A 25,908-nucleotide genomic window follows, 5' to 3' on the forward strand; every position below is an offset into this window, starting at 1 on the left:
CCGTCAGCCATCAGGAGATCGTGAGGAGCTGGTGGCCGGCCGAGACCGTCGCGCCGGGGTCGGCGTTGATCGCGCCGATGACGCCGTCCTTGTGGGCCTGGATCGGCTGTTCCATCTTCATCGCCTCGAGCACGACCACGAGGTCGCCCTTGACGACCTGCTGGCCCTCCTCGACGGCGACCTTGACCACGGTCGCCTGCATCGGCGACTTGACGGCGTCGCCCGAGGCGCCGGCGACCACCGACGGGGCGTGCGAGCGGCGCGACGGCGGAACGGCGGCGGGGCGGCCCGCGACACCCGGCGCGGCGACGACACGGTCGGGAAGGCTCACCTCGAGGCGCTTGCCTGCCACCTCCACGACGACGGTGTGGCGCGCCTCGGCGGGCGTGGTCTCGGCGAGTTCCCCGTCCCACGGGGCGATGTCGTTCACGAACTCCGTCTCGATCCACCGCGTGTAGACGCCGAACCGGCCGTCCTCGGCCGTGAAAGCGGGGTCGCGCACGACTGCGCGGTGGAACGGCAGCACCGTCGGAAGGCCCGACACCTCGAACTCGTCGAGGGCACGACGGGAGCGCTCGAGCGCCTCGGCGCGGTCGCGGCCGGTGACGATGATCTTCGCGAGCAGCGAGTCGAAGGCGCCCGACACGCTGTCGCCGGCGGTGACGCCGGAATCCAGACGGATGCCGGGACCGCCGAACGTCTTGAACACGTGGATCGGGCCGGGCTGGGGAAGGAACCCGCGGCCCGGGTCCTCGCCGTTGATGCGGAACTCGATCGAGTGGCCGTCGGCGACCGGGTCGTCGTAGCCGAGCTCCTCGCCCTCGGCGAGGCGGAACTGCTCGCGCACGAGGTCGATGCCGGTGACTTCCTCCGAAACGGGGTGCTCGACCTGCAGGCGGGTGTTCACCTCGAGGAACGAGATCGTGCCGTCGGCGCCGATGAGGAACTCGCACGTGCCCGCGCCGACGTAGCCGACCTCCTTGAGGATGGCCTTCGATGCCTCGTACAGCACGCGGTTCTGCTCGTCGGTGAGGAAGGGCGCGGGCGCCTCCTCGACGAGCTTCTGGTGACGTCGCTGCAGCGAGCAGTCGCGCGTGGAGATGACGACGACGTTGCCCGCGGCATCCGCGAGGCACTGCGTCTCGACGTGACGCGGCTTGTCGAGGTACTTCTCGACGAAGCACTCGCCGCGGCCGAACGCCGCGATCGCCTCACGCGTGGCCGACTCGAAGAGCTCGGGCACCTCGTCGAGCGTGCGGGCGACCTTGAGGCCGCGTCCGCCGCCGCCGTAGGCGGCCTTGATGGCGATCGGAAGGCCGACGGACTCGGCGAAGGCGACGACCTCGTCGGCTCCCGCGACCGGGCCGGGCGTGCCGGGGGCGAGCGGGGCGCCCACCTTCTCGGCGACGGCGCGGGCGGTCACCTTGTCGCCGAGGGCCTCGATCGCCTCGGGGCTCGGGCCGATCCAGATCAGGCCCGCGCCGATGACGGCGCGGGCGAAGTCGGCGTTCTCGGCGAGGAAGCCGTAGCCGGGGTGGACCGCGTCGGCACCGGAACGGCGGGCCACGGAGAGGATCTTGTCGATCGACAGGTAGGTCTCGGCGCTCGTCGAGCCTTCCAGCGCGTATGCCTCGTCAGCGAGCCGGGAGTGCATGGCGTCGCGGTCCTGGTCGGCGTAGACGGCAACCGACGACTTTCCGGCGTCGCGGGCGGCGCGGATGACGCGAACGGCGATCTCGCCGCGGTTGGCAACGAGAACCTTGGCGATCTGAGGCATGGATGCCAGCCTACCGACGGCATCCCGAGGGCTTTTGAGCGGTTCGTACAAGAACCGACCAGAAACGTGGGATTCCTACTACAAGGCCGGCGCGTCGACGAGAGGCCCCGACCTACACCGCCGGAGTGTCGCCGAGGGACGGATCGACGGTGTTCCACAGCGCCGCCCAGTCGACCCCGACGTCGCGCACGAGACGGCGCAGCGTCGACAGCGACATGCCCACCACGGTCGACGGGTCGCCTTCGACGCGCTCGATGAAGGCGCCGCCCAGGCTGTCGACCGTGAACGCGCCCGCCACGTGGAGGGGTTCGCCGGTCGCGACGTACGCGTCGATCTCGGCATCCGTCACGTCCGCCGCGAACGAGACGGATGCCGCGGCCGTCGCGTGCACCTCGCGCGGCGGTGCGTCGGGCTCGATGCGCACGACGGCGTGGCCGGAATGCAGGACGCCGGTGCGACCGCGCATCGCCCGCCAGCGGGCGACGGCGTTCTCGGGCGTGTAGGGCTTGCCGAGCACCTCGCCGCCGAGCTCGAACATCGAGTCGCCGCCGATCACGATGCCGTCGAAGTCCGGGATGTCATCGCGCAGGCGCGCCGCCACGTCGGCCGCCTTGCGCCGGGCGAGCAGGAGCACGTGCTCGTCGGGAGCGAGGGTGCGCTCCTCCGCCGCCTCCACGGCGGCGATGACGGCCTCTTCGTCGACGTCCGGCGCCACGGTCAGCGGACGGATGCCGAACTGCCCCAGCAGCATGAGCCGGGCGGGGGAGGTCGAGGCGAGGCAGACGCGCATGGCTCCACCGTACGCGGCCGGGGGTCGACTCACCCGTCGGCGTAGGCTCGACGGGTGAGTGGAACCGGCGACGTCATCGACCTCGAGATCACCGATGTGGCGCACGGCGGCGTGTTCGTCGCCCGCCACGAGGGACGCGTGGTGTTCGTGCCGGATGCGATCCCGGGCGAGAAGGTCCGCGTGCGCCTCACCGATACCGCCAAGAAGTCGTTCTGGCGCGGCGAGACGCTCGAGGTCCTCGACGCGTCCCCGCACCGGCGCCCGCACGTGTGGCGCCAGGCCGACGTCGACATCGCGCCCGAGAACAGGCCAGGGGGAGCGGACTTCGGCCATATCGAGCTCGGCCACCAGCGGGCGCTCAAGCTGCGCGTGCTGACCGACGCCCTCCAGAGGTTCGGCGGCATCGATCTCCCGGTGGGACTCGAGGGTGTGTCACCGGTGCTCTCCGCCGACGGCGAAGTGCGCGAAGAAGAGAGCCCCGAGGGGACCGGGTGGCGCACGCGGGTGAGCCTGCACGTCGACGCGGAGGGGCGCATCGGCCCCTACGCCGCGCGCAGCCATCGCGTGATCGCGGTCGACGACCTCCCTCTCGCCACAGCCGCGGTCGAGCGCGCGGCGCTCGAGCTGCGGGGCGCGGCGCCCGGCCGCGTCGACCTCGTCCAGCCGTCGGACGGCCGCGTGCGCGTCCTCGCCCGGCCCGAGACCGAGAAGCGGGCTCCTCGCGGCCGCGCCGGCGGCGTCGGCCGCGGCGCGCGTCGCGGCGGCAAGCCGTCCGCTGGCCCAGCCGGCACGCCGGCGACGACCCGTAACGACCCCGCGCGGGAGACCGTGCACCAGCGGGTCGGCGACCGCGACTTCCGCGTCGACGCCGGCGGGTTCTGGCAGGTGCATCGCCTCGCCGCCCACACGCTCACACAGCACGTCGCCGGCGCGCTGCAGAGCCTTCGCGCCGACGGACCCGCACCGCGCAGCGGCGGCGCGTGGATCGATCCCGACGCGTGGCACCTCGACCTCTACGGCGGCGTCGGGCTGTTCGCGGCGACGCTCGGCGACCTCGGCGGACCGTCCACGCGGGTCACGAGCGTCGAGTCCGACCCCCGCGCCACCGAGTACGCGGGCGAGAACCTGGCCGACTGGGTCGGTGCCCGCGCCGAGACCGGGCGCGTCGACAGGTGGCTCGCGCGACTGGTGGCCGAGGCATCCGTCACCGAACGCGAGCGGCTGTCGAGGGGCGTCGTGCTCCTCGACCCGCCGCGCTCGGGAGCAGGACGCGAGGTCGTCGAGAGCATCGCGTCGCTGTCGCCCGAGACCGTGGTCTACGTCGCGTGCGACCCTGTGGCGCTCGCCCGCGACATCGCCACCTTCCGGGCCGGGGGCTACGACGTCGAAAGCGTCTCTGCTCTGGATCTTTTTCCCAACTCGCATCACGTCGAAGCCGTCGCAATTCTCTCCCGGAGCGGCGCACGTCGGTAGGCTGACGGCATGACGCGCGTAGCCTTCATCGACGATCACGAGTCGGTGCGGCTCGGCCTCGAGGCGGCCTGCGCGCGTGCCGAGGCCATGGCCGTCGCCTTCTCGGGCAGCACCGTCACCGAGTACGTCGACTGGCGTGCGTTCTCGAGGCAGCCTCCCGCCGACGTGGTCGTGCTCGACCTGACGCTCGGCGACGGGACGACGGTGACCGAGAACGTGCGGCGGCTCGTGCTCGACGGGTCCAGCGTGATCATCCACAGCGTCGCCGATCGCCCTGCCGCCGTGCGCGAGGCCCTCGCCGCCGGCGCCGCCGGCGTCGTGAGCAAGTCGTCGCCCATCGGCGACGTCATCTCGGCCGTCCGCACGGTGGCCCGCGGCGAGCCGCTCAACAACGTCGAGTGGGCGAGCGCGGTCGAAGGGGACCGGGCGTTCGCCGATGCGTCGCTGTCGGCCCGCGAGCGCGACGTATTGCGCCTGTACGCAGCGGGACTGCCGCTGAAAGTCGTCGCCGACCGCCTCGGGGTGGCGTACTCGACGGCCAAGGAGAACATCACGCGCATCCGGGTGAAGTACGTGGAAGTCGGCCGGCCGGCGCCCACGAAGATCGATCTGCTGCACCGAGCCGTCGAGGACGGCATCCTCGTGGAACCGTCGGCCGACGCGGGAGACATCACGCGTGGCCGGTGACGGGCAGACCGCCGTGCTCGACACCGCGTGGGCACAGATCCCCCATTCGCCTCAGGCGACGGCGGGTATCGGCTCCTTCACCCGTTCCCGGGTCGAGCGCATCATCTCGCTCGCCGCCGGGCTCGGCTCGGTCATCGTCGGCCTGCAGGCGTTCGTGACGGCGCTCGGCTCGACCGACGAGCGGCCAGGCTGGCACGAAGCGCTCATGATCGCGGTGTTCGGCTCGCTCGCCGTGATGATCCTCGCGTGCCTCATCGGGCGCGGCGTGCGCATCGCGGCCGGCGGCTTCGCGCTGATCTACGTGCTCGCCCTCATCGCCTGGCCGATCGCGACGGCCGGTGTGCCGCCGCCGTCGCTGGAGGAGCCCTGGATCTGGCTGCCGCTGAACCTCGCAACGCTCGCCGCGGTCCTGGCGTTCCCCTTCCCGCTGCAGATCGTCTGGACCGCCGTCACCCCGGTGCTGTTCGGCATCGTGCGGCTGGTGCAGGTGGGGTTCGTCCAGGAGTACTGGCTGGTCGTCGGGCTCGACGTGTCTTTCACGCTGATCCTCGGCGGCGTCATCCTCACCCTCGGATGGCTCTTCCGCTCCATGGCGGTCAACGTCGACGAGACCCGAGCGCGGGCGGTCGCCTCTTACGCCAAAGCGGCCGCGGCGGACGCCGCGGAGCAGGAGCGCGTCTCCGTGGCCGCGCTCATGCACGACAGCGTGCTCGCCGCGCTCATCGCCGCCGAGCGCGCCAGCACGCCGCGCGAGCGGACGCTGGCCGCCACGATGGCGCGCGAGGCGCTCACGCGACTGGCCAACACCGAGCAGGACGCGCACGAGGGTACGGACGAGCCGTGGGATGCCGCCACCCTCGCCGTCGAGATCGCCGACGCGGCGAGCGAGCTCGGCGTCGATGTGGACGTGCAGCGCGACCTCGATCCGCAGAGCTCCCCGATTCCCGGTCGAGTGGCCCGCGCTCTCACGCTCGCGGCCACTCAGGCGGTCGCGAACGCCCTCCAGCACGCGGGAGGCGCCGGGCTCGGCGTGGCGGTCACGACCGTCGGCGGGCGCGTGCGCGTCGAGGTCCACGACGCGGGTGAGGGATTCGATCTGGATGCGGTCCCCGACGACCGGCTGGGCATCCGGGCGTCGATCGTGGCCCGCGTGGCGGCGGTGGGCGGCAAGGCCGATCTCGAGACGGGACCGCACGGCACCGTCGTGCGCCTGGACTGGCAGGAGCCGCTCACGTGATCAGCGTCAAGAACGTCCTCATCGTGCTCGCGGTCGCGTTCACGGCCTATCTCGCCGCGCGCGGCCTGTCGTGGACCGGCCCCGTGGCGCAGCCCCTCATCGTGGTCGCGGCGCTCGCGCTCTACCTCGCCACCACGTGGCTCTGCATCTTCTGGGAGCCCGCGTCCGTGCGAGCCGCCCCACATCCCGCCATCCCCCATTCCGAGTCACCGGCACACCCTGACGACGCCGCCCAGGCCGCGGTCGACGGCATCCGCGGGCCGCTTCCGCTGCCGGTCATCGCCCAGATCCTCGCGCTCGCCTGCGCGCTCATCGTGCCCAGTGCGATCTCGGTCGCCGTCGGTGAGGCCTCGCGCACCGCACCCTTCGCCACGTGGTACCTCGGCGGCATCGGCGCGCTGATGACGATCGTGATGGTCCGGCGGCGGCCGTGGACGGCGTGGTCGGGGATCGTGGCGCTGGCCGTGGCGTCGATGATCTGGATGGGACCCGTCGCGGCGCTCGCGCTCGGGCTCGTCGGCTCCATCGTGTGGGTCGCCTGCGCGCAGCTCCTCGTGCTGTCCATGGACCGCGCCGCGCGCGACACGGCGCGCCTCACGCGGCTGCAGCGCGCCGCCACCGGATGGCAGACCGCGCAGGTCGTGCGCCAGCGGGAGCGGCGTGTGCAGGTGCAGCGGGCGCTCGCGGTCGCCGGACCGGTGCTGACCCGCACCGTGGCCCACGCCGGCGTGCTGACCGACGCCGACCGGCTCGAGGCCCGCATCGCCGAGGGGCGCCTGCGCGACGAGATGCGCGGGCCACGGCTGCTGGACGACGAGGTGCGCGCCGAGCTCGAGCGCGCGCGTCGTCGCGGGGCGAACGTCACCGTGCTCGACGAGGGCGGCCTCGAGGGCGTGGACGATGAGACGCTCGGCGTCATCCGCGGGCAGCTCGCCGAGGCGCTGCGTTCGGCGAGCTCCGACCGGCTCTACATCCGCACCTCGCCCGACGAGCGCGTCGCGGTCACCGTCGTCGGGCGCTCGACGTCGGTCGGCGCACCGAGCGACGAGGACGCCGTCGACCTGTGGCGCGAGATCCCGCACCCCGGCCGAGGCTGATCGCCTCGCCGGGCAGGTCTTGACCGCGCGCAGGACCCGCCCGCCGCGCGGTTGCGACGGCGGATGACGGATGCCGCGACCCGCGGCCGTTCGAAGACAGCCTCGCTCCCCGCCCAGCAGGGGGAGGGGACGCCAGGCGGGGAACGGAGTGGAAGGAGGCGAGGGGCGGCGAAGCCGCCCGCCCCTCGCCTGGCGGACGGTTACCCGAAAACCGTCCGCATGGCCGGATCCGGGGAATCCGCAGAGCGGATCCGGATCGGCCGAACGCAGAAGCGTTCCAGCGAGACAAGTATCTCCATCCCGCAAGCCCGGTGTCTGTAGGTATTTCGGGGGACAAGCCGCAGCCCGTTGTCCCCCTGCGGTCAGCCGCCGAAGCGTCCCCAGCCGAGCTCGCGGTCGAGCGGGCGCCGCAGCGCGCGCTGCGACAGCGACCAGCCGCTGCGACGCGCATCGTCAGGGGCGACGGCCTCGGCGGCCTCGCCGGTGTAGGCCTCGCTCACGACGGCGATGAGCGCGGCGAGCTCCTCCTCCATCGGCGTGCCCCGGAGGACGTCGATCTTGACGCCCCCGGCATCCGTCCCGTCGTCTGCCATGCTCACAGCGGGATGTTCCCGTGCTTCTTGGGCGGCAGGCTCGCCCGCTTGCCGCGCAGCGCGCGCAGCGCCTTGGCGATCGAGACGCGGGTCGCCGCCGGCTCGATGATGCCGTCGAGCTCGCCGCGCTCGGCGGCGAGGAACGGCGAGGCGACGTTGTAGGTGTACTCGTTGGCCAGGCGCGTGCGCACCGCCGCGACGTCTTCACCGGCCTCTTCGGCGCGCTTGATCTCGCCGCGGTAGAGGATGTTGACGGCGCCCTGACCGCCCATGACCGCGATCTCGGCCGTCGGCCAGGCGAGATTGACGTCTGCGCCGAGCTGCTTGGAGCCCATGACGATGTACGCGCCGCCGTAGGCCTTGCGGAGGATCACGGTCACCAGCGGCACGGTGGCCTCGGCGTAGGCGTAGAGCAGCTTCGCGCCGCGGCGGATGACGCCCGTCCACTCCTGGTCGGTGCCCGGCAGGTAGCCGGGCACGTCGACGAGCGTGACGATCGGGATCGAGAACGCGTCGCAGAAGCGCACGAACCGGCTGGCCTTCTCGCCGGCCTCGATGTTGAGCGTGCCCGCCATCTGCGACGGCTGGTTCGCGATGATGCCCACCGAGCGCCCCTCGACACGGCCGAAGCCGATCACGATGTTGGGGGCGAACAGCGGCTGCACCTCGAGGAAGTCCTCGGCGTCGACGATGCCGCGGATGACCTGGTGGATGTCGTACGGCTGGTTCGGCGAATCGGGGATGATCGCGTTCAGTGCGCGATCGGCATCCGTCGTCTCGAACTCGAACCCGGTCTCGTAGACGGGCAGCTCCGCCATGTTGTTGTCGGGGAGGAAGCCGAGCATCGTGCGGACGTAGTCGATCGCGTCCTCCTCGTCCTCGGCGAGGTAGTGGGCGACACCCGACCGGGTGTTGTGCGTGTGCGCGCCGCCGAGCTCCTCCATGCCGACATCCTCGCCGGTCACGGTCTTGATGACGTCGGGGCCGGTCACGAACATCTGGCTCGTCTTGTCGACCATGACGACGAAGTCGGTGAGGGCGGGGGAGTAGACCGCGCCGCCTGCCGCGGGACCCATGATGATCGAGATCTGCGGGATGACGCCCGACGCGCGCGTGTTCAGGCGGAAGATCTCGCCGTACTTGCCGAGGGCGACCACGCCCTCCTGGATGCGGGCTCCGCCCGAGTCGAGGATGCCGACGATGGGGATGCCGGAGCGCAGCGCGAACTCCATGACCTTGATGATCTTCTCGCCGGCGACCTCGCCCAGCGATCCGCCGAAGGTCGAGAAGTCCTGCGAGTAGACGGCGACCGTGCGGCCGTGGATCGTGCCGACGCCGGTGACGACCGAGTCGCCGTATGGCCGCGAGCGATCCATGCCGAAGGCGGTGGTGCGGTGGCGCACGTACTCGTCGAGCTCCACGAAGCTGCCGGTGTCGAGCAGCTGGTCGATGCGCTCGCGCGCGGTGCCTTTGCCCTTCGCGTGCTGCTTCTCCTTCGCGACCTCCTCGGGATCGAGCACGGCCTCCTGGAAGCGGGCGCGGAGGTCGGCGATCTTGCCGGCGGTCGTCGAGAGGTCGGGCTGCTCGGTCACGGATTCCACCCTATCGGCGCCCCTTCGCGATCTGTTGGAGGGTTCGTACAAGGGGTCGCGGCATCCGCTGTCGTTGATCGGGATCCGCTCCGCCGACCGCGGCAACTCTCACCGATTCTTCACACGCCCACTCCCCGCCCGATCCGACTTGTGGCTAGGGTCGTGATGACATGCGAGCACGGCGGGAGTCCTTCCGTGCCGGCGTAGTTCGGGCTACGGCGGCATCGCTGGCCGTCGCGCTCGGACTGTGCATGGCAGACGGCATGGCGAACGCCCAGCCGCTGCCGGAACCCAGCGCCGCGGCGAACTCTCAAACGTCCCCGGGCCCACTCTCAGCAACTGACGAGACGCAGACTGGTGAGGGCGACGCGCCGCAGTCGCCGACGCCGGTGCCAGTGCCCACACCTTCTTCGTCCGCACCGTCGACCGAACCGGAAGATCCGCCCGAACCGCCGGAGCAGGAGATCCAGGATCCGGGCACCGACGAGGCGCCGGTCCAGCGCTCTCCGCAGGAGGACGCGCCTGACACCGAGCTGCAGGACGTGGACCCTGCAGCGGCGCCTGTCGTGCCTGGAGTTTCACGATTGGGTGGTGGGGACCGATTCGACACGAGCGTCCTCGCGTCGCAGACGGCATTCCCTTCGGGGGCGGCAACAATACTCGTCGCTTCAGCGTACGCACCGGTCGACGCGATCACCGCCGCGGGATTGGCCGGGGCCTTGTCCGCGCCTCTCCTGTACGTCCATCCGGAGTTCGTGCCGGACACGATCGCTGCCGAGATCACCCGACTTGGGGCGACTTCGATCGTGGTGATCGGAGGCCCCGCCGTGGTGCCTGAGCCGATCATCCAACGATTGCAGACGCTCGTCGCGGGTGTGCGGCGGTTCGGCGGTGGCGACAGGTTCGAGACCTCCCGGATGGCTCTCGCGGGCCGCGGAGGTCCGACCGACACCGCGTATCTCACTGGCGGAGCTGGTCTCATCGACCCGCCCGTCGCATCCGTGGCGGCGGCGGCGACCGGCCGCGCCGCCCTGCTCGTCAACGGCCTCCTGCCCTCCGCCGACTCCGAAACAGTCGAGGCGCTGCGCGCCGCTGGCGTAAGCAATGCGGTGCTCGTTGGCGGATTCGGGACTATCAGCTCAGCGTACGAGGCATCGCTCAGGTCCGCAGGCTTCGTCGTCTCACGCAAGATGGGCTCGGATCGCTATGCCACGGCGGTGATGATGGCCGGCGAACGGCTCGGGTCGCCGAGCCGAGCCATCGTGGCCAACTCGTTCGCCACCGCCGATGTGGGGGTGGCCGCCGGTCTCGCGGCCGTGACCCGGCAACCGCTCTACTACACGATCAAACCCTGCATGGTAGACGCCGCGGCTGCGCACATCGCTGCCACCGGGGTGCCGGTGACGGCGGTCGGCGGTCCGGTCTGGATCGGCGACCCCGTGCTTGCCAACCGCAGCTGCGCGTCGGTCAAAGCAGACGGCGAGCGTCGCCTGGACAGCGCGCTGCGCTCAACGCTGGCGAACTTGTCCGGCACCTACGCTGTTTCCGTCCGCGAGCTCGGCGGAGTCGACCAGACGGTGCACATCAACGGGGGCGACCGCCGCGAACCTGCGAGTGTGATGAAGGTGTTCGCCGCTTGGGCGGCACTCAAGCGGATCGAACAAGGCGGTGCGACGCTCGGCACGGTGCTGCCCTCCGGGGTTCCGCTCGGCGCCTGTCTCCAGGTCATGATCCAGGCGTCGGACAATTACTGCCACTCCGACATCGTCCACTGGATCAATATCCCCGTGATCAACGGGATGATCGCCGCCGCTGGATTCGCCTCGACGTCCTACGGGAACGTTGCGAACGGGACGAGCGTGCTCTACGCGGGGAACCGGACGACCTCCGGGGACGTCAACCTCCTGCTCGCGCGGCTGCGGACGGGGGAGATTCTTGCCCCAGCACTCGCAGAGCACCTCTTCGGCCTCATGCGTACACAGGTTTTCCGCACCCGAATTCCTTCCGGTATCCCGCCGGGCGTGCCGCAGGCGAGTAAGCCGGGGGCGCTTTGGCTCGCCGGCGGACTCATGCAGGCGGATACAGCGATCATCGACGGCCCGACGTCGACGTACGTGCTCACGGTGATCGGCGACAATGCCGCGTCGCAGGCGGCGATCCGGGCGATCTCACGGACGGCGTACCAGCATTTCCACGGGGCATTCGGCGCGGCGGCCACCTATCCGGTGGAGCAGGTGCTCACACGCGCCGCCACAGTGGTCCGCACGACGCCGGGTGGACTGGTGGCGGCGCAGCTGCCCCAGTGGTACCCGCTGCAGGTCCTCGATGCGCAGCGCCTGTGGTATCTGGTCCAATACGGCTCCCGCCAGGTGTGGATCTACTACTCAGACGTCGTCACGCGATGATCGGGAGCGGCCTTAGCGCGCCCGCTTGACACGGCGGTAGCGTGTCAGCATGTCGATCCCTGATCGCGGCTATCCGCTCGCCGCCGCTGTGAGTCCGCGCGTGCAGGTGGTCGAGACCACCGATTCCACGAACGCCGACGTCGTGCGTCACGTCGTCGAGGCGCCGCACGACTGGCCGCATCTGTCGCTGCTGCTCACCGATGACCAGCGTGCCGGGCGAGGGCGGCTCGACCGCACGTGGGTGACGCCGCCAGGATCTGCGCTGGCGGTGTCGGTGGTCGTCGACGCGTCGGCGGTCCCCGTCCAGGCGCGAGGGTGGATCCCGTTGCTGGCCGGTGCCGCGATGACCCGCGCGATCGCCGCACAGGTGGCGGGCAGCGTGCACTCCGCGACGCTCAAGTGGCCGAACGACGTGTTGCTGGACGGCGCGAAGGTGTGCGGCATCCTCGCTGAGGTGGTCCCCGGACACCCCGACATCGTCGTCGTGGGTTCGGGTGTGAACACGCGGATGCCGCAGGTAGAGCTCCCCGTCGACACGGCGACCTCGTTCGCAGCGGCGGGCCTGACGTGCGACGACGATCGCCTGCTCGCCGACTACCTGTCCGCGCTGGACGAGCAGCTGGCGGCCCTCGCCCGCGCGGGCGGGGACGCCGCGGCCGCGGGCGTGGTCGCCGAGGTCGAGGCGCTGTGCAGCACGCTCGGCAGCGATGTCGCGGTGTCGCTGCCTGACGGCGCGACGCTGTGGGGACGCGCGCAGCGGATCGACCCCGACGGCCGCCTCGTGGTCGTGCAGGACGACGAGTTCGAGAGCGTGGTGTCGGCGGGCGACGTGGTGCACGTGCGGAGCCGGCCGGCCGGCTCCTGACGCGCGGCCCCGCCGCTGGCCGGGGCGAGGTCAGGCGCGCCGCCGGGCGCCGTCCCGCCGCCGGCCGGGCCGTGGTGGGCACGGCTCGCGGGTGCGCCCCCGCATGACGCAATACGGCGGGTGCGCACCGGACTGTCAGCCGTGCCCCGCACAATGGGGACATGACGCAGCCGACGAGCTACGGCGGCAGGCCGCTGACTCCGGCCCCCGGCGCACCGACGCCGGAGCTGCTCGTCGCGCGCTTCCGCGCGCACGCGCGTCGGCTCGCGTGGTCGGCGCTCGTGCTGATCGCCGTCGCCGGCGCCTGCGGGTTCTTCTACGGCAACCTCCCCGCGCCGTTCGAGAACTGGATGCTGCTCACCGCTGCCGCCGTGGTGGTGCTCCTCCTGGTCGTGCTGCCGTACCTCGTGTGGCTCGGTCACGTCTACACGATCACGACGCGGCGCGTCATGGAGCGGCGCGGGATCTTCTCCATCAAGCGCCGCGAGCTGGCCCACGTGCGCGGCTACGCGCTGAAGGTGCACCGGGGTCTGCTGCAGCGCATGTGGGGCGCCGGCACGATCACCTTGACCAACGGCATCGACGAACCGCTCCAGCTCGCGAACATCCCCAGTGTCGAACTCGTGCATGAGGCGCTGGTCGACCAGGTCGAGGTGAACCAGATCCTGGCTCACCGCGACGCGCAGCCGCTTCCGCCGGGCACGCCGCCCGCCCCGCCCCGTCCGGTCGCCCCTCCGGCATGAGCCGGATCGTCGGTCGTCCCACGCGTGCGGGATGATGGACGGAGGATCCGGTCGAGAGGGAGTGGCATGGCACTGCGAGTCGGAGTCGTCGGAGGTGGCCAGCTGGCCCGCATGATGATCGCACCGGCGGTCGAGCTCGGGGTCGAGATCCGCGTGCTCGCCGAAGACGAGGGGATGTCGGCATCCCTCGCGGCCACCGCCGTCGGCGACTATCGCGACGCCGACACCGTGCTCGCCTTCGCGCGCGACGTTGACGTCCTCACGTTCGACCACGAGCACGTGCCGCAGGACGTCCTCGCGACGCTCGTCGGCGAGGGCATCGCCGTGCATCCAGGCCCCGACGCGCTGCGGTTCGCGCAGGACAAGCTGCTCATGCGCGCCCGGCTGCAGGAGCTCGGGATGCCGCAGCCCGACTGGGCAGCCGTCACCAACGCCGAGGAGCTGCAGTCGTTCATCGACGACCACGGCGGGCGCGCCGTCGTGAAGACACCGCGCGGCGGATACGACGGCAAGGGCGTGCGCGTCGTCTCGGCGGGCACCGAGGCCGAGGACTGGTTCACGACGCTCGCCGAGGACGCCCACGGCGGCGCGCTGCTGGTCGAAGAGCTCGTCGACTTCACCCGCGAGCTCGCCCAGCAGGTCGCCCGGCGCCCGTCCGGCGCGGTGCGGGCGTACCCCGTCGTCGAGACCGTGCAGCGCGACGGCGTCTGCGCCGAGGTGATCGCCCCGGCGCCGCACTCGAGCGAGCGCCTGCAGCAGGTCGCCGCCGAGATCGGGATCTCGATCGCCGACGGACTCGGCGTGACCGGGATGCTCGCGGTCGAGCTCTTCCAGACGACGGACGAGCGCCTGCTCGTCAACGAGCTCGCCATGCGCCCTCACAACAGCGGGCACTGGAGCCAGGACGGCGCCGTCACGAGCCAGTTCGAGCAGCACCTGCGGGCCGTGCTCGACCTTCCCCTCGGCGACACCGACCCGCTCACCGGGTGGGCGGTGATGGTGAACATCCTGGGCGGTCCGGCGGACGACTCCCTCGACGCCCGCTTCGCCGCCGCGATGCAGGAGCACCCGCAGGCCAAGGTCCACACCTACGGCAAGGCCCCCCGCCCCGGCCGCAAGGTGGGGCATGTCACGGTGGTGGGCGACGAGCTCGACGATGTCGCGTACCAGGCGCGGGCCGCGGCATCCTTCTTCCTCGACTGAACCGGTCGTTGAGCGAGCGAGGAACGAGCGAGACGAAACGCGCCGAGCCGATGCCATAGGCCCGCGGCTCTTCGCATCGTGCGTCGCGCGACGATCGGATCTGCCGCGCCGTTGCGGGGAGTTTCCAGCCTTCCCCGCTACCCTCGACGAGTGACTGCGCCCCTCCACTCCTCCGAGTCGCCGCTCGTCGGCGTCGTCATGGGTTCCGACTCCGACTGGCGGGTCATGAGCGACGCCTCGCAGGCGCTCACCGACTTCGGCATCCCGCACGAGGTCGAGGTCGTGTCGGCGCACCGCACGGTCGACAAGCTCATCCGGTACGGGCGTGACGCGCGCGCTCGCGGTCTCCGCGTCATCGTCGCCGGCGCCGGGGGCGCGGCGCACCTCCCCGGCATGCTGGCATCCGTCACCGCACTCCCGGTCATCGGGGTGCCCGTGCAGCTGGCAACCCTCGACGGTATGGACTCGCTCCTGAGCATCGTGCAGATGCCGGCCGGCATTCCCGTCGCCACCGTCTCCATCAACGGCGCCAAGAACGCCGGACTGCTCGCCGCCCGCATCCTCGGCGCGTCCGACCCCGAGGTCGCCGACCGCGTCGAGGCCTACGCCCGCGATCTGGAAGCCCAGGTCGAGCAGAAGAACCGGCGGCTCAAGGAGTCGCTGTGAGCGTGATCAGCCCTCCGAGCGCCACCGCCCGCCTCGGCGGGCCGGCGGTCGTGCAGGAGCGCCCGATGCGGTATCCGGATGCCTCGTCCCGCGGCATGATGACGCGCCGAGGCTGGTGGCTGGTGGGGCTGAACTTCCTGATCCCGGGGTCCGCGCAGGTACTCGCCGGAAACCGACGGCTGGGTCGGTTCGGGATCGCCGCCACTCTCCTCATGTGGGTGCTGGTCGTGGTCGCGCTGCTGTTCGCACTGCTGGCGCCGACTGCAGGGCTGAGCATCGTGACCGGCGCGTGGCTGCCGGACTGGCTGGGACTGCTCCGGCCGCTGCCGCTCTTGATCGCGCAGGGCCTTCTCATCGCGTACGCGGTGCTGTGGGTGGTCCTGACGGTGGACACCCTGCGCCTGGTGCGTCTCGTCAAGACCGGTGGCGGCGCGCGGTTCGCGATCGCGCTCGTGGCTGTCGGGCTGATGGTCGTGGCGAGCGGCACCGCCGTCTACGCATCGAACGCCGTCGGCACGGTGCGCGGCACGATCAGCACGATCTTCGGTGCGAGCGGGCCGACGGTTCCACCCTCCGACGGCTACTACAACATCCTGCTGCTCGGCGCCGACAGCGGCGAGGGCCGTGACTCGATGAGGTTCGACAGCATCTCGGTGGTGTCGGTCAACGCCGAGACCGGAGCGACCACGATCACCGGCATCCCGCGTGACATGCCCCACTTCCCGTTCTCGGAGGGTCCCATGCAGGACCAGTATCCGAACGGCTTCGAAGGCCACGGTGACCCCAGCTGTGGCTGGGGGAGCGGCGTCAACCAGCTGACGAACGCCGTCGAGCAGTGCCGCGAGGATCGCGGGACGGGGCTGTACCCGGATGCCGAGGCCCAGGGTTCGACGCCTGCGATCGAGGCGACGAAGGACGCCGCCGCGGGGATCCTCGGCATCGAGATCCCGTACTACGTCTTCGTCGACATGCACGGCTTCGCCTCGCTCGTCGATGCGCTGGGCGGGGTCGACATCAACGTCACCGAACGCCTGCCCAAGGGCGGCGGACCCTCGTACCCCGGCGAGCCGGTGGACGACTGGGCGACAGGCTGGATCGAGCCCGGCCAGCAGCACATGGACGGCGACACCGCTCAGTGGTACGCCCGGTCGCGGTACACGACCAGCGACTTCGATCGCATGAGTCGTCAGCGCGAGCTGCAGGAGGCGATCCTCGCGCAGTTCACTCCGCAGGTGGTGCTCACGCGTTTCCAGGAGGTCGCCGCGGCGGGCGCCGACATCATCCAGACCGACTTGCCGCAGTCGTTCATCCCGACCCTCGTCGACCTCGGTCTCAAGGCCAAGGAGCAGCCCGTGCAGACTCTCGAGCTCACTCCGGCCGGCGGCATAGACGAGTTCGACCCGGACTACCCCTATATCGCGGAGCTCCTCCAGACGACGCTCCACCCGCCGACTCCGACCCCGTCGGGGGAGTGATCATGGTCGCCACGCTGCGCGTCGTGCTCGACCAGCTCGTCGCACCGACCGAGCCCGAGCTCGCTGAGGCCTCGCGCGAGCTCGCGCGGGCCCTGGTGCTGGGCGCACCGTCCGGATGCGAGGTGGAGGCGATCGCGCCGGCCGGGGGAGTGGACGGCGCGCTGGATGCGGTCTCAGGGCTCGCGGGCGTGCGTCGCACGGCTCTGCCGCGCCGCGAGCTCGCCGGCGCTCTGCAGCTCGGAGTCGGCACGGGGATCGGCGGCGGCATGATCCATTCGCCGTCGCTCTTCGCACCGCTGGTGCGCCACGACCGCGTACACGACCACGATCAGACGGTGGTGACCGTGTGGGATCTGCGCCCGTGGGAGTCACCCTCCGAGCTGCCGCGCGCGGTCGTCGCGTGGCACAAGGCGATGCTCAAGCGGGCGGTGAAGCACGCCGATGCCGTGGTGGTGCCGACGCATTCGCTCGCGTCGCGGCTGCTCGAGGTCGCTCCGGCGCTTCGGGATCGGCTGCGCGTCATCGCCGGCGCCTCGCCGCTGGGGTTCTCGGTGCCCGTCGACGAGGTCGGGCGGCGCCGCGAACTGGGGCTCCCCGAAGGGTTCGTGCTCCTGGCCGGCGGGCCGTTCGGCTCCGAAGGCCTGGAGGCCGGGCTCGCGGCGGTGGCGGCATCCGGGGTCGATCTTCCGGTGGTGGTCATGGACGTCGCGGAGGGGCACGAGCCGGCGGTGGCGGATCTCGCCTCGGCGGCCGGGGTGCCCGAGCGGGCGCTCCATGTGCGCGGGGTGCTTTCCGCGGAGGATCGGGCGGCGGTGTTCGGGGCGGCGGTCGCGTTCGTGGCGCCGTCGCGTCGAGCGGCGTTCCCGTGGCGGGTCGTCGACGCTCTGACGCTGGGGGTGCCGGTGATCGCCGCCTCGTCCGCTGCGCACGACGAGGTCGTGTTCGACGGGGGCGTGCTGGTGGGCGGAACCGACCGCCCGAGCCTTGTGCAGGGACTAGGAGCCTCTTTGGCCGCGTCTCTGGGCTCGACGTCGGCCGCCGAGCGGCTCGGTGTGCTGGCGGGGGACCGTGGCCGGGCCTTCTCGTGGCGCGAGGCGGCCGACAAGGTCTGGATGCTGCACGCCGAGCTTTAGAGGAGCGGCGCTGTGTTCCGACCTCGTCAGGAAGTTGGGGCAGGCGCGTGCGACGCTCCGAAGATCTGCCCGCACTGCCGACAGGTCCACGGGCCTGCGTCATCGCGCGAGAGCTGGTCGTGGGGGCAATGCATCGGACAAGCCTAACCGGTGCGGCGACCTGGTCCCCCGTGGGCCGTGAAGGCGGACACTCGAGCCGCCGCCTCTCAGGTGCGCGAATCCTGCTCGGTTCGTGGCGAACCCGCCTGCTGCCCGCGCCGCCCCCAGCGCCCGGTCTGCGGCTCGCTCGGGCTCAAGCTGCGGGCGACCGAACGCGCGAGGCGATGAGAGGGGCGCTCGACCCATCTCCAGAAGCACCACGCGGCCACCATGCAGATCGGCAGGGCGACGACGGGAGCGATCCAGGAGTGCTCGGGTGGCGTCATGACGGCAAGACTCACGACGATGGGCTCGTGGGTGAGGTAGAGGCTGAACGAGATCGTGCCGACGGCTGTCAGCAGGCGCGTGGACAGCAGGCGCTGCGCACCGGGCGACCCGATCGCGAGCAGGACCACCAGCACGACACCGATGACGACCGGAATGGCCCGCAGCGCCGTCCCGACAGGCTCGGTGGCCGCGGGACCCCACCACGCGAATGTGACGAGCAACACCGCGATCGTTCCGGCGACGATCTCGGCCAGCGCACCTCGGGGGCGGGTGAAGAGCCGCTGCATGCTGCGGGTGATCTGGGAGAGGTTGACGGCCACGAGCGCACCGAACCCGAAGAACGGGAGGTACCGCATCGCATCGGAGCCGACCGCCGAACCGAATGCCGAGACGGCTGCGAGGAGGCCGGCGATGACAGGCCACCAGCGCCGCCCGAAACGGACAGCGACCCATATGTACACCGGAAGCAGGAGCGAGAACACCACCTCCCACCGCAGAGACCACAGCGGGCTGTTCAGCCAGGACGTGCCGTCCAGCAGGGCCATGTCCCGCACCACACCCGCGGGCGTGAGCTCCTCGCCGTGTGCCCGCACCCACTCGCTGTATCCCTCGCCCACGAACCGGGGCCACAGCAGCGCGCAGGCGACGGCGAAGACCACCGCGGCCGCGACCGGGAGGTACAGCCGCAGAAGCCGGCTCGGGTAGTAGGACCGCCAGCGGATCCGTCGCTCACCGGTGGCGGGCAGCGTCAGCACGACACCGCTCAGGACGAAGAAGACGAGCACCGCCTCTCCGCCGGCCCAGACCACATGCAACGGCGTGTGCGCGAAGGGGGTGACGAACCACGGTTCCGCGAGCCCCCAGTACACGGCGGAGAAGCCGGACATCGTCAGGAGCGCGTGATGGACGACGACGACCAGGGCGGCGAGCCCCCGCAGGCCATCGAGGCTCGTGACGCGATCCGGCGCCATCAGGCGGGTCGGAGCGAGGCGCGGGCGTGCTCGGGGAGCACCGTGGTCCAGTCGGGTGCGGCGAACCCGGTGGCCTCGATCTTCGACAGGTCGAGGACGCTGTTGTGCGGCCGAGGCGAGACCGGGCCGGCAGCCCCCGACAGGTACTGCTCCGTCGTGACGTCCGCCACCCGCTCGGGATCATGGCCCACCGCCGCGAAGACCGCCCGCGCCACGTCCGACCACGCCGCCGACGGGCCGCCGCTGGTGAGGTTGTAGACGCCGTACTCCGCCTCGACATCCAGAAGATGACGGATGCCGCGCGCGATGTCGCTCGTGAAGGTGGGGCGCCCGATCTGGTCCGAGACGACCTCCGGGTCGACTCCCCGTTCCGCGAGCGAAGCCATCGTGCGCACGAAATTCTTGCCTGCGCCGATGACCCAGGACGTCCGGACGATGTAGTGGTGCGGCACCGTGGACACGATCGCGTCCGCCGCCGCTTTCGTCTGACCGTAGACGCCGAGCGGGGTGACGCGGTCGTCTTCGCGATAGGGGAGTGCGCTCGTGCCGTCGAACACGTAATCGCTCGACACGTGCACGAGCGTGATGCCGTTGTCCGCTGCGATGCGCGCCAGCGCCGCGACAGCAGTCACGTTGGCCATCCAGGCCTCGGCGCGGCCCTCGGAGGTCTCGGCGGTGTCGACCGCGGTGTAGGCGGCCGCGTTGACGATCACCTGATAGTCGCGCCACCGTCGGGCGGAGGCGAGGTCGGCAGATCTCAGATCGAGGTCGGCCCGGGAAGCGAATTCCACGTTCGGCATGCCTGCGAGCTCGTCGCGCAGGGCCAGTCCGAGCTGCCCCGCCGCTCCGGTCACCAGGATGCGCTTCGGCGGGATCGGCACGACATCGGCCAGTCGCGGGTGCGCGAGGTCCTTGGCGCTGATCTCGACGTCCGACAGCGGGATCGGCCACGCGATGGCAGCTGTCTCGTCGGCGAGGTTGAGGGAGCTGTAGGCCGCATTCGGCGACCAGTGGTCGTTGACCAGGTAGCTGTACGCGGTGTCGGGTTCGAGTGTCTGGTACGAGTTTCCGACGCCGCGAGGGACGAAGACGGCCCGGGAGGGATCGATCTCGGCGGTGAACACCGCCCCGAACGTCGGGCCCTCCCGAAGGTCGACCCAGGCGCCGAAGATTCGTCCCGTCGCCACGGACACCCACTTGTCCCAGGGCTCGGCATGGATGCCGCGGGTCGTTCCGACCGCGTCGTTGAACGAGATGTTGTTCTGGACGGGGCCGAAGTCGGGAAGACCGGCTGCCGTCATCTTCTCGCGCTGCCAGTTCTCTTTGAACCAGCCGCGACTGTCGCCGTGGACCGGCAGGTCCCATAGGAAGAGCCCCGGGATGGGGGTCTCGGTGCGGCCGAGCGCCTTGCCGAACTTCGTCATCACTGACCCTTCGATGCGTAGAACGCCTCGACGCCGTCCTTCGCGGGAGCCCACCAGTCCTCGTTGCTGCGGTACCAGTCGATCGTCGCGGCGAGGCCGGCTTCGAAGTCGCGGAACCGCGGCTCCCACCCGAGCTCGGTGCGGAGGCGAGTCGAGTCGATCGCGTAACGCAGATCGTGTCCGGCGCGGTCGGTGACGTGGTCGTAGGCGTCAGCGGGCTCACCCATGAGCTGGAGGATCAGCTCGACGACCGTCTTGTTGTCCTTCTCGCCATCGGCGCCGATCAGATAGGTCTCGCCGATCGAGCCCCTATCGAGGATCGTGAGCACGGCCGACGAGTGGTCGTCGGCGTGAATCCAGTCCCGCACGTTCTCGCCTTTGCCGTACAGCTTCGGACGGATGCCGCGCAGGACGTTCGTGATCTGGCGAGGGATGAATTTCTCGACGTGCTGGTAGGGGCCATAGTTGTTGGAGCAGTTCGAGATCGTGGCGCGCACTCCGAACGAGCGGACCCACGCCCGCACGAGCAGGTCGGAGCCCGCCTTCGTCGACGAGTACGGCGACGACGGGTTGTAGGGCGTCGATTCGGTGAACTTCGCCGGGTCGTCGAGCTCGAGATCGCCGTAGACCTCATCGGTCGAGATGTGGTGCAGGCGCCGGTCGTGCTTGCGGGCGGCCTCGAGGAGCGTGTACGTGCCGATGATGTTCGTGTCGAGGAACGGGCGCGGGTCGTGGAGGCTGTTGTCGTTGTGGGACTCGGCGGCGTAGTGCACGACGGAATCGACGCCGGCGAACAGCTCGTCGACGAGGGCGGCATCGGCGATGTCGCCCTGGACGAAGGTCAGTCGGTCTTCGGGCAGCCCGGCCAGAGAGGCGCGGTTCCCCGCGTACGTGAGCTTGTCGAGCACCGTCACGTGATCGTCGGTGTTCTCGATCACGTGGTGAACGAAGTTGGAGCCGATGAACCCGGCACCGCCGGTCACGAGGAGTCTGGCCATCCCCCAAGATTAGTGTGCTCGCGCCCTGCCCGAGCCCCGGTCCTCCGCGGTGATCGGACACGGCAGCACGGCCGCTCGGGGCGAATCGCTCGATCTGCTCCGTCCGTTTAGGCTGGAAGTTCTGCGTCTCAGATAGGGATCAAAAACATGCACATGGTGGATTCCGCCTCCGAAAGGCGGGCCGGCGGCCGAATCGACATGCCGACGGTCGTCGTCGTTCTCTCTTTCGTCGCCGCCGGCCTGCTGATGCTGAGCGTGTCGACGCAGAACTCGTTTCTCGACGAGTACGACAACATCCTCGCGGCCAAGGTGCTGGCGGATGGCGGATTCATATACACCGGCTACTTCACGCAGCACATGCCGCTGACGTACTTCCTGACCTACCCGATCGTCGCCGTGTTCGGTGAACGCCTGCTGGTGATCCGGGTCGTGTTCACGGCGTTCCTCGTGTTGTGGACCTTCGGCATCGGGCGTCGCATCGCGCTGGGTGCCGGCCGGTGGTACGCGGTGGGCTTCGTCCTGACCGTCGCCGTGACCTTCAGTGCATCGTGGTCGAACATGCTCATGGCGGAGACATGGATCGCCTGGTCGGTTGCTCACGTGACGGTGTTGTTCTGGCTGCGCAACCGTGCGTCGACGAAGTTCTTCCCGTCGATCCTTCTGATGACAGTCCTGTCGAGTATCCCGGTGCTCTCAGCGCTCGCGTATCTGCCCGTGACCGTCGCCCTGTACGGAATGACGGTGTGGTGGATCGTCGAACGACGCGCGGCACTGACGGTGCCGCGCTGGGTCGGGCTGGCGGCGGTGGCCATAGGTCCGTACGCACTTGTGGGCGCGGTCCTGGTCGTGAACGGAGCCCTGGCAGACGCGGTCTTCCAGGCCGTTCAGTTCAACACCCGCTACTACGCCGCGTTCAATCCCTCGGCGCCGCGGGGCGCGATTGACGGCGTCATCATCGTGCTTCAGATCTTCTTCCGCGGCCTGTGGACCGCCCTGACCGACTTCGGCGTCGCAGGTCAGCCGATTCAGTTCCTGCTGGCTGTCACGGCGATCTTGGGACTGACCTGGCTCTTTGCGAACAAGCGCTGGGTCCTGGCATCGTGGCTCTGCGTCCTCGTCGTCTTCACCGGGAGCCGGGGAGTCTGGGGCGAGAAGCAGGAGGGCTTCGCGGCCCTGCTGCCGGACAATGCCAACGCGCGCCACGCTGCCGGTCTGTTCATGGTGATCATCGTCATCGTGATGGCCTCGGTGGAGGTCCTGGTCGGCAGGCGCGTCGCGCACACCGCGCTCGTCGCGTCGATGCGCAAGCCGTTCATCGCGCTGGTGTCGGTCGCTGCCCTCCTCGTCGCGGTCGACGGTCTGACCGTCACGACGACGCAGATGCGGAGTGCGCTCGCATCGACGGGCAGCATCGCGATACACGCGGGGCCGAACTCTGCGGCCGGCATCGTGAACATCGTGAACGAGGGGACTGACGGCACCTACTGGATGGCACCCGCCGAATACAACCAGGCCATCCTCGTCGATTCGCCCTCGGCATCCAGGTTCCTCTACTTCTTCGACCACGTCGCCGCCTGCGATGTCTGCTTCGATGAGGTGAGAAGCGACATCCTGACGAATCAGCCGCGGGTGATGTGGTTCCACCCGGGGAGTCCGTTCGGGCCTACGGCGGTGGAACGCATCCTCGACGAGGTGGGCAGGGCGTACTTCACCGTCGACGATCCCAACCTCGACGGCTTCTACTTCCTCAAGCGCGATCGTGCCGACATCCTCGAGCGCCTGCGCGGAGCAGGATTCGACGTCTGACCCGTGTCGCTCCTTCGCTCATCGGGGCCACCAGATCAGAGGTCGGGCGCCTCGGCGCGGGTGCTCCGGCGGAACGAGAAGAACTTGTGACCCACGAAGCTGACGACTGTCGTGCATACGAGCACCACAGCCTGAGCGATGATCGGGGGGACTCCGCCGATCTCGACGAGGGCCGGCAACGCCAGGAAGTTGATGCCGATCGAGAGTGCGTAGACGCTGACGAAGCGCACGAAGTCCGTCACGACGTTTCCTGAGACCCGGAAGACGAAGCGGCGGTAGAGGAAGAAGGCAAGGACGATCGCGATCGCGTACGACAGCACGAGGCTGATCAGGTAGCCATACGGTACGTCGCGGAATATCCACGACTCGAAAGCGGCGAAGAGCAGGAATCCGACGACCGTGTTCGTGCCGCCCACCGCAAGGAACCGGACCTTCTCATCGTGAACGACGCGGCGAAACGCCGTCCGGACACGGCTCATTTGCAGCTCAAAGGTCGACGTGGCACTGGGCTATTCTAGATGCAAATGAACTCCGCCCCGCCGCCCCCCGAAGCCCTCCTCGCGGTCGAGTTGAAGCCACTCCCACATGAGGTCTCGGTCGTCGTACCCGTCTACCAGGGTGAGAGGACCCTGCAGGCGCTCGTCGAGGAGATCGAACCCCTGACCCGTGGTCCGAAGACGCCCGACGGAACGCCCTGGCGCGTGACCGAGGTCCTTCTCGTCCACGACAACGGGCCGGACCGCTCGGATGAGCGGATCCGCGAGCTCGCCTCCCGCTACCCGTTCGTCCGGCCGGTATGGCTGAGCCGGAACTTCGGGCAGCACGCGGCCACACTGGCGGGCATCGCATCCAGCGGGTCGGAGTGGATCGTGACTCTCGATGAGGATGGCCAGCACGACCCGCGATCGATCGGCGTGCTGCTCGACGTCGCGCAACGCGAGCGGGCTCCGCTGGTGTACGCCCAGGCATCCAACGAACCGCCGCACGGCGCACTCCGCAACGCCTCCTCGCGTGGCGCGAAGAAGATCGTCTCGCTCCTCACGGGCGATAGCAGGACGACGCAGTATCAGAGCTTCCGCCTCATCCTCGGTGAGCTCGGTCGCAGCATCGCGGCGTACGCCACTGGTGGGGTCTACCTCGACGTCGCGCTCAGCTGGGGGGCGAGCTCGGTCGCGAGCGCGTCCGTGCCGATGCGAATCGAGGGGCGGGAGCGGTCGGGCTACTCGCCGCGCAAGCTCATGAGCCACTTCTGGAGACTCGTGCTCTCCACGGGCACACGGTCACTACGCTTCGTGGGCGTGCTCGGCATCGTCTCCGGCGTGGTGGGCATCCTCTTGGCGATATGGTTCGGGCTGCAGCATCTGTTCGGTCTTGATTCACCTGACGGCTGGACCTCGCTGATGTGCGTCATCCTCGTCGGCGCGGGAGCGATCCTCTTCGCGCTCGGCGTCATCTCCGAGTACCTCGGCGCGGCAGTGAACATGGCGATGGGCAAACCGACGTACCTCATCGTGAGCGATCCGGCGTCGGGTCCGCTGGGACGAGTCGTGCGGCGATGACCGCCGCGCCGAACTGGGTCATCGGCTCCGGCGGGCTCCTGGGCTCCGCCGTCGTCCGCGCTCTGCAGCGGACCGGTCAGCAGGTGTTCCGAGCCGAACGGATCGGCTGGGGCACCGAGGCGGTGGACGCGGACCTGGCACGCAACCTCGAGCGCTTCGCACGATCAGCCGGCGATGACTGGCGGATCTTCTGGTGCGCCGGTGCTGCGGTGACAGGCTCCAGTCGCGATCACCTCGAGGGGGAGGTCGAGGTCTTCCGAGCCTTCGTCTCACGAATCCGTGACCACCTCGGAGACCGGGCGGGCGGTGCGCTCTTCCTCGCATCGTCGGTCGGAGCCGTCTACGGCGGCGCGTCCGAACCACCCTTCACCGAGGAGACACCCGCGCAGCCGCTCGGGTACTACGGTCGGGCGAAACTCGACATGGAGGCGGCCGCGCGTGCGTGGTCGGACTCGACGGGGCAGGCCCTCGCAATCGGCAGAATCTCCAACCTCTACGGCCCGGGCCAGCGACTGGACAAGGGGCAGGGGCTAATTTCGCGGCTGTGCCTCGCTGCCGTCACACGGACGCCGTTGTCCGTCTTCGTGCCTCTCGACACGCGCCGCGATTACATCTACGTCGACGACTGCGCGGAGCTGGTGATCTCGTTCGCGGAAAGATCCGCGATGCTCGGCGGCGCGACCACGAAGATCCTGGCAGCGGGGCAGGCAGCCAGCGTCGGGTCGCTGATCGGCGATCTTCGGCGCATCACGACGAGCGCACCACCTATCGTGATGTCCGCGTCCGCACAGTCAGCACTGCAAGCTCCGGACCTTCGAGTCCGCTCGATGGTGTGGACCGACCTCGACGCCCGCCCGCGAGTGCCGCTCGCGGAAGGGATCGGCCGCACTCTCGCCGCGGTTCGCTCGGCCCACGGGCAAGGCACGCTGTCCTGAGCCGGCGAGCCATTCGCCGCCCTGCAATTGGGCAATGGCGCGGCGATCGGCGA

22 protein-coding genes are annotated in these 25,908 nt (G+C 70.1%); 14 read left to right on the forward strand and 8 right to left on the reverse strand.

Translation table 11 applies throughout. The annotated features are described in order from the left end of the window. Positions 1–10: 10 nt before the first annotated feature. Positions 11–1,777, reverse strand: coding sequence for an acetyl/propionyl/methylcrotonyl-CoA carboxylase subunit alpha (locus tag IM767_RS11255; protein ID WP_109209906.1), 1,767 nt, complete (start codon positions 1,775–1,777; stop codon positions 11–13). Positions 1,778–1,889: 112 nt separating this feature from the next. Beyond that, complete coding sequence (locus IM767_RS11260; protein ID WP_109209907.1) at positions 1,890–2,567, reverse strand: Maf family protein; 678 nt, start codon at positions 2,565–2,567, stop codon at positions 1,890–1,892. Positions 2,568–2,621: 54 nt separating this feature from the next. Here IM767_RS11260 and IM767_RS11265 point away from each other — a divergent pair, with 54 nt between their 5' ends. Genes IM767_RS11265 through IM767_RS11280 form a run of 4 tightly spaced genes read left to right on the forward strand, consistent with a single transcriptional unit; the run spans position 2,622 to position 7,061 of the window. Next, entirely contained in the window at positions 2,622–4,040 is a 1,419-nt protein-coding gene (locus tag IM767_RS11265) for a class I SAM-dependent RNA methyltransferase (RefSeq protein WP_109209908.1), read from the forward strand. A gap of 9 nt (positions 4,041–4,049) precedes the next feature. Next, entirely contained in the window at positions 4,050–4,727 is a 678-nt protein-coding gene (locus IM767_RS11270) for a response regulator (RefSeq protein ID WP_109209909.1), read from the forward strand. Continuing rightward, the gene (locus tag IM767_RS11275; RefSeq protein ID WP_194398867.1) at positions 4,717–5,964 is read left to right on the forward strand and encodes a sensor histidine kinase; all 1,248 of its coding nucleotides are present in this window, start codon (positions 4,717–4,719) and stop codon (positions 5,962–5,964) included. Before IM767_RS11270 ends, IM767_RS11275 begins: the two co-directional genes overlap by 11 nt. Further along, positions 5,961–7,061 carry a hypothetical protein gene (locus IM767_RS11280; RefSeq protein ID WP_109209910.1) on the forward strand — a complete coding sequence of 367 codons (1,101 nt, stop codon included), beginning with the start codon at positions 5,961–5,963 and terminating at the stop codon, positions 7,059–7,061. The genes IM767_RS11275 and IM767_RS11280 overlap by 4 nt, the downstream gene beginning before the upstream one ends. A gap of 362 nt (positions 7,062–7,423) precedes the next feature. On the opposite strand, the gene IM767_RS11285 is transcribed toward IM767_RS11280, so the two are convergent. Both IM767_RS11285 and IM767_RS11290 read right to left on the reverse strand, forming a co-directional pair. Then, positions 7,424–7,654 carry an acyl-CoA carboxylase subunit epsilon gene (locus tag IM767_RS11285; RefSeq protein ID WP_109209911.1) on the reverse strand — a complete coding sequence of 77 codons (231 nt, stop codon included), beginning with the start codon at positions 7,652–7,654 and terminating at the stop codon, positions 7,424–7,426. A gap of 2 nt (positions 7,655–7,656) precedes the next feature. Next, positions 7,657–9,246, reverse strand: coding sequence for an acyl-CoA carboxylase subunit beta (locus tag IM767_RS11290; RefSeq protein ID WP_422613776.1), 1,590 nt, complete (start codon positions 9,244–9,246; stop codon positions 7,657–7,659). A gap of 251 nt (positions 9,247–9,497) precedes the next feature. On the opposite strand from IM767_RS11290, the gene IM767_RS11295 reads away from it, so the two are divergent. The 7 genes from IM767_RS11295 (at position 9,498) to IM767_RS11325 (ending at position 17,736) form a co-directional block, all read left to right on the forward strand. After that, complete coding sequence (locus IM767_RS11295) at positions 9,498–11,651, forward strand: serine hydrolase (protein WP_162564249.1); 2,154 nt, start codon at positions 9,498–9,500, stop codon at positions 11,649–11,651. Between the two features lie 49 nt (positions 11,652–11,700). Then, the gene (locus IM767_RS11300) at positions 11,701–12,516 is read left to right on the forward strand and encodes a biotin--[acetyl-CoA-carboxylase] ligase (protein WP_109209914.1); all 816 of its coding nucleotides are present in this window, start codon (positions 11,701–11,703) and stop codon (positions 12,514–12,516) included. 161 nt (positions 12,517–12,677) lie between these two features. After that, complete coding sequence (locus IM767_RS11305) at positions 12,678–13,259, forward strand: PH domain-containing protein (protein ID WP_109209915.1); 582 nt, start codon at positions 12,678–12,680, stop codon at positions 13,257–13,259. Between the two features lie 66 nt (positions 13,260–13,325). Then, entirely contained in the window at positions 13,326–14,462 is a 1,137-nt protein-coding gene (locus IM767_RS11310; protein ID WP_109209916.1) for a 5-(carboxyamino)imidazole ribonucleotide synthase, read from the forward strand. 198 nt (positions 14,463–14,660) lie between these two features. Then, positions 14,661–15,128 carry a 5-(carboxyamino)imidazole ribonucleotide mutase gene (purE, locus tag IM767_RS11315; protein ID WP_109210073.1) on the forward strand — a complete coding sequence of 156 codons (468 nt, stop codon included), beginning with the start codon at positions 14,661–14,663 and terminating at the stop codon, positions 15,126–15,128. Then, a complete protein-coding gene (locus IM767_RS11320; protein WP_109209917.1) occupies positions 15,125–16,603 on the forward strand; it encodes an LCP family protein in 1,479 nt (492 codons plus the stop codon). The genes purE and IM767_RS11320 overlap by 4 nt, the downstream gene beginning before the upstream one ends. Positions 16,604–16,605: 2 nt before the next feature. Beyond that, on the forward strand, positions 16,606–17,736 hold the full coding sequence (locus tag IM767_RS11325; RefSeq protein WP_109210074.1) for a glycosyltransferase: 1,131 nt from the start codon (positions 16,606–16,608) through the stop codon (positions 17,734–17,736). 206 nt (positions 17,737–17,942) lie between these two features. Here the strand turns inward: IM767_RS11325 and IM767_RS11330 are convergent, their stop codons facing one another. From IM767_RS11330 to rfbB, 3 genes are read right to left on the reverse strand one after another with little or no spacing between them, the layout of a single operon-like run. Beyond that, on the reverse strand, positions 17,943–19,133 hold the full coding sequence (locus tag IM767_RS11330; protein ID WP_109209918.1) for an acyltransferase family protein: 1,191 nt from the start codon (positions 19,131–19,133) through the stop codon (positions 17,943–17,945). Beyond that, positions 19,133–20,557 carry a sugar nucleotide-binding protein gene (locus IM767_RS11335; RefSeq protein ID WP_109209919.1) on the reverse strand — a complete coding sequence of 475 codons (1,425 nt, stop codon included), beginning with the start codon at positions 20,555–20,557 and terminating at the stop codon, positions 19,133–19,135. The genes IM767_RS11330 and IM767_RS11335 overlap by 1 nt, the downstream gene beginning before the upstream one ends. Continuing rightward, positions 20,557–21,555 carry a dTDP-glucose 4,6-dehydratase gene (gene rfbB, locus IM767_RS11340; protein WP_109209920.1) on the reverse strand — a complete coding sequence of 333 codons (999 nt, stop codon included), beginning with the start codon at positions 21,553–21,555 and terminating at the stop codon, positions 20,557–20,559. The genes IM767_RS11335 and rfbB overlap by 1 nt, the downstream gene beginning before the upstream one ends. A gap of 198 nt (positions 21,556–21,753) precedes the next feature. Here rfbB and IM767_RS11345 point away from each other — a divergent pair, with 198 nt between their 5' ends. Beyond that, a complete protein-coding gene (locus tag IM767_RS11345) occupies positions 21,754–23,361 on the forward strand; it encodes a hypothetical protein (RefSeq protein WP_109209921.1) in 1,608 nt (535 codons plus the stop codon). A gap of 35 nt (positions 23,362–23,396) precedes the next feature. Here IM767_RS11345 and IM767_RS11350 read toward each other — a convergent pair whose 3' ends face one another. After that, entirely contained in the window at positions 23,397–23,777 is a 381-nt protein-coding gene (locus IM767_RS11350) for a GtrA family protein (RefSeq protein WP_239453255.1), read from the reverse strand. 108 nt (positions 23,778–23,885) lie between these two features. Here IM767_RS11350 and IM767_RS11355 point away from each other — a divergent pair, with 108 nt between their 5' ends. Both IM767_RS11355 and IM767_RS11360 read left to right on the forward strand, forming a co-directional pair. Beyond that, complete coding sequence (locus tag IM767_RS11355) at positions 23,886–24,920, forward strand: glycosyltransferase (RefSeq protein ID WP_109209923.1); 1,035 nt, start codon at positions 23,886–23,888, stop codon at positions 24,918–24,920. Continuing rightward, the gene (locus IM767_RS11360; RefSeq protein WP_109209924.1) at positions 24,917–25,855 is read left to right on the forward strand and encodes an NAD-dependent epimerase/dehydratase family protein; all 939 of its coding nucleotides are present in this window, start codon (positions 24,917–24,919) and stop codon (positions 25,853–25,855) included. Before IM767_RS11355 ends, IM767_RS11360 begins: the two co-directional genes overlap by 4 nt. Positions 25,856–25,908: the final 53 nt, after the last annotated feature.

Origin of the sequence: Microbacterium ureisolvens, from assembly GCF_015278315.1 — a bacterium.
Classification (GTDB): Bacteria; Actinomycetota; Actinomycetes; order Actinomycetales; family Microbacteriaceae; genus Microbacterium; species Microbacterium ureisolvens.

Coding starts and splice junctions, on each gene's coding strand:
- IM767_RS11335 (WP_109209919.1), bottom strand. CDS start 20,557: ATGACGAAGTTCGGCAAGGCGCTCGGCCGCACCGAGACCCCCATCCCG.
- IM767_RS11300 (WP_109209914.1), top strand. CDS start 11,701: ATGTCGATCCCTGATCGCGGCTATCCGCTCGCCGCCGCTGTGAGTCCG.
- IM767_RS11330 (WP_109209918.1), bottom strand. CDS start 19,133: ATGGCGCCGGATCGCGTCACGAGCCTCGATGGCCTGCGGGGGCTCGCC.
- IM767_RS11325 (WP_109210074.1), top strand. CDS start 16,606: ATGGTCGCCACGCTGCGCGTCGTGCTCGACCAGCTCGTCGCACCGACC.
- rfbB (WP_109209920.1), bottom strand. CDS start 21,555: ATGGCCAGACTCCTCGTGACCGGCGGTGCCGGGTTCATCGGCTCCAAC.
- purE (WP_109210073.1), top strand. CDS start 14,661: ATGGGTTCCGACTCCGACTGGCGGGTCATGAGCGACGCCTCGCAGGCG.
- IM767_RS11260 (WP_109209907.1), bottom strand. CDS start 2,567: ATGCGCGTCTGCCTCGCCTCGACCTCCCCCGCCCGGCTCATGCTGCTG.
- IM767_RS11295 (WP_162564249.1), top strand. CDS start 9,498: ATGGCAGACGGCATGGCGAACGCCCAGCCGCTGCCGGAACCCAGCGCC.
- IM767_RS11255 (WP_109209906.1), bottom strand. CDS start 1,777: ATGCCTCAGATCGCCAAGGTTCTCGTTGCCAACCGCGGCGAGATCGCC.
- IM767_RS11360 (WP_109209924.1), top strand. CDS start 24,917: ATGACCGCCGCGCCGAACTGGGTCATCGGCTCCGGCGGGCTCCTGGGC.
- IM767_RS11310 (WP_109209916.1), top strand. CDS start 13,326: ATGGCACTGCGAGTCGGAGTCGTCGGAGGTGGCCAGCTGGCCCGCATG.
- IM767_RS11345 (WP_109209921.1), top strand. CDS start 21,754: ATGCCGACGGTCGTCGTCGTTCTCTCTTTCGTCGCCGCCGGCCTGCTG.
- IM767_RS11305 (WP_109209915.1), top strand. CDS start 12,678: ATGACGCAGCCGACGAGCTACGGCGGCAGGCCGCTGACTCCGGCCCCC.
- IM767_RS11270 (WP_109209909.1), top strand. CDS start 4,050: ATGACGCGCGTAGCCTTCATCGACGATCACGAGTCGGTGCGGCTCGGC.
- IM767_RS11355 (WP_109209923.1), top strand. CDS start 23,886: ATGAACTCCGCCCCGCCGCCCCCCGAAGCCCTCCTCGCGGTCGAGTTG.
- IM767_RS11285 (WP_109209911.1), bottom strand. CDS start 7,654: ATGGCAGACGACGGGACGGATGCCGGGGGCGTCAAGATCGACGTCCTC.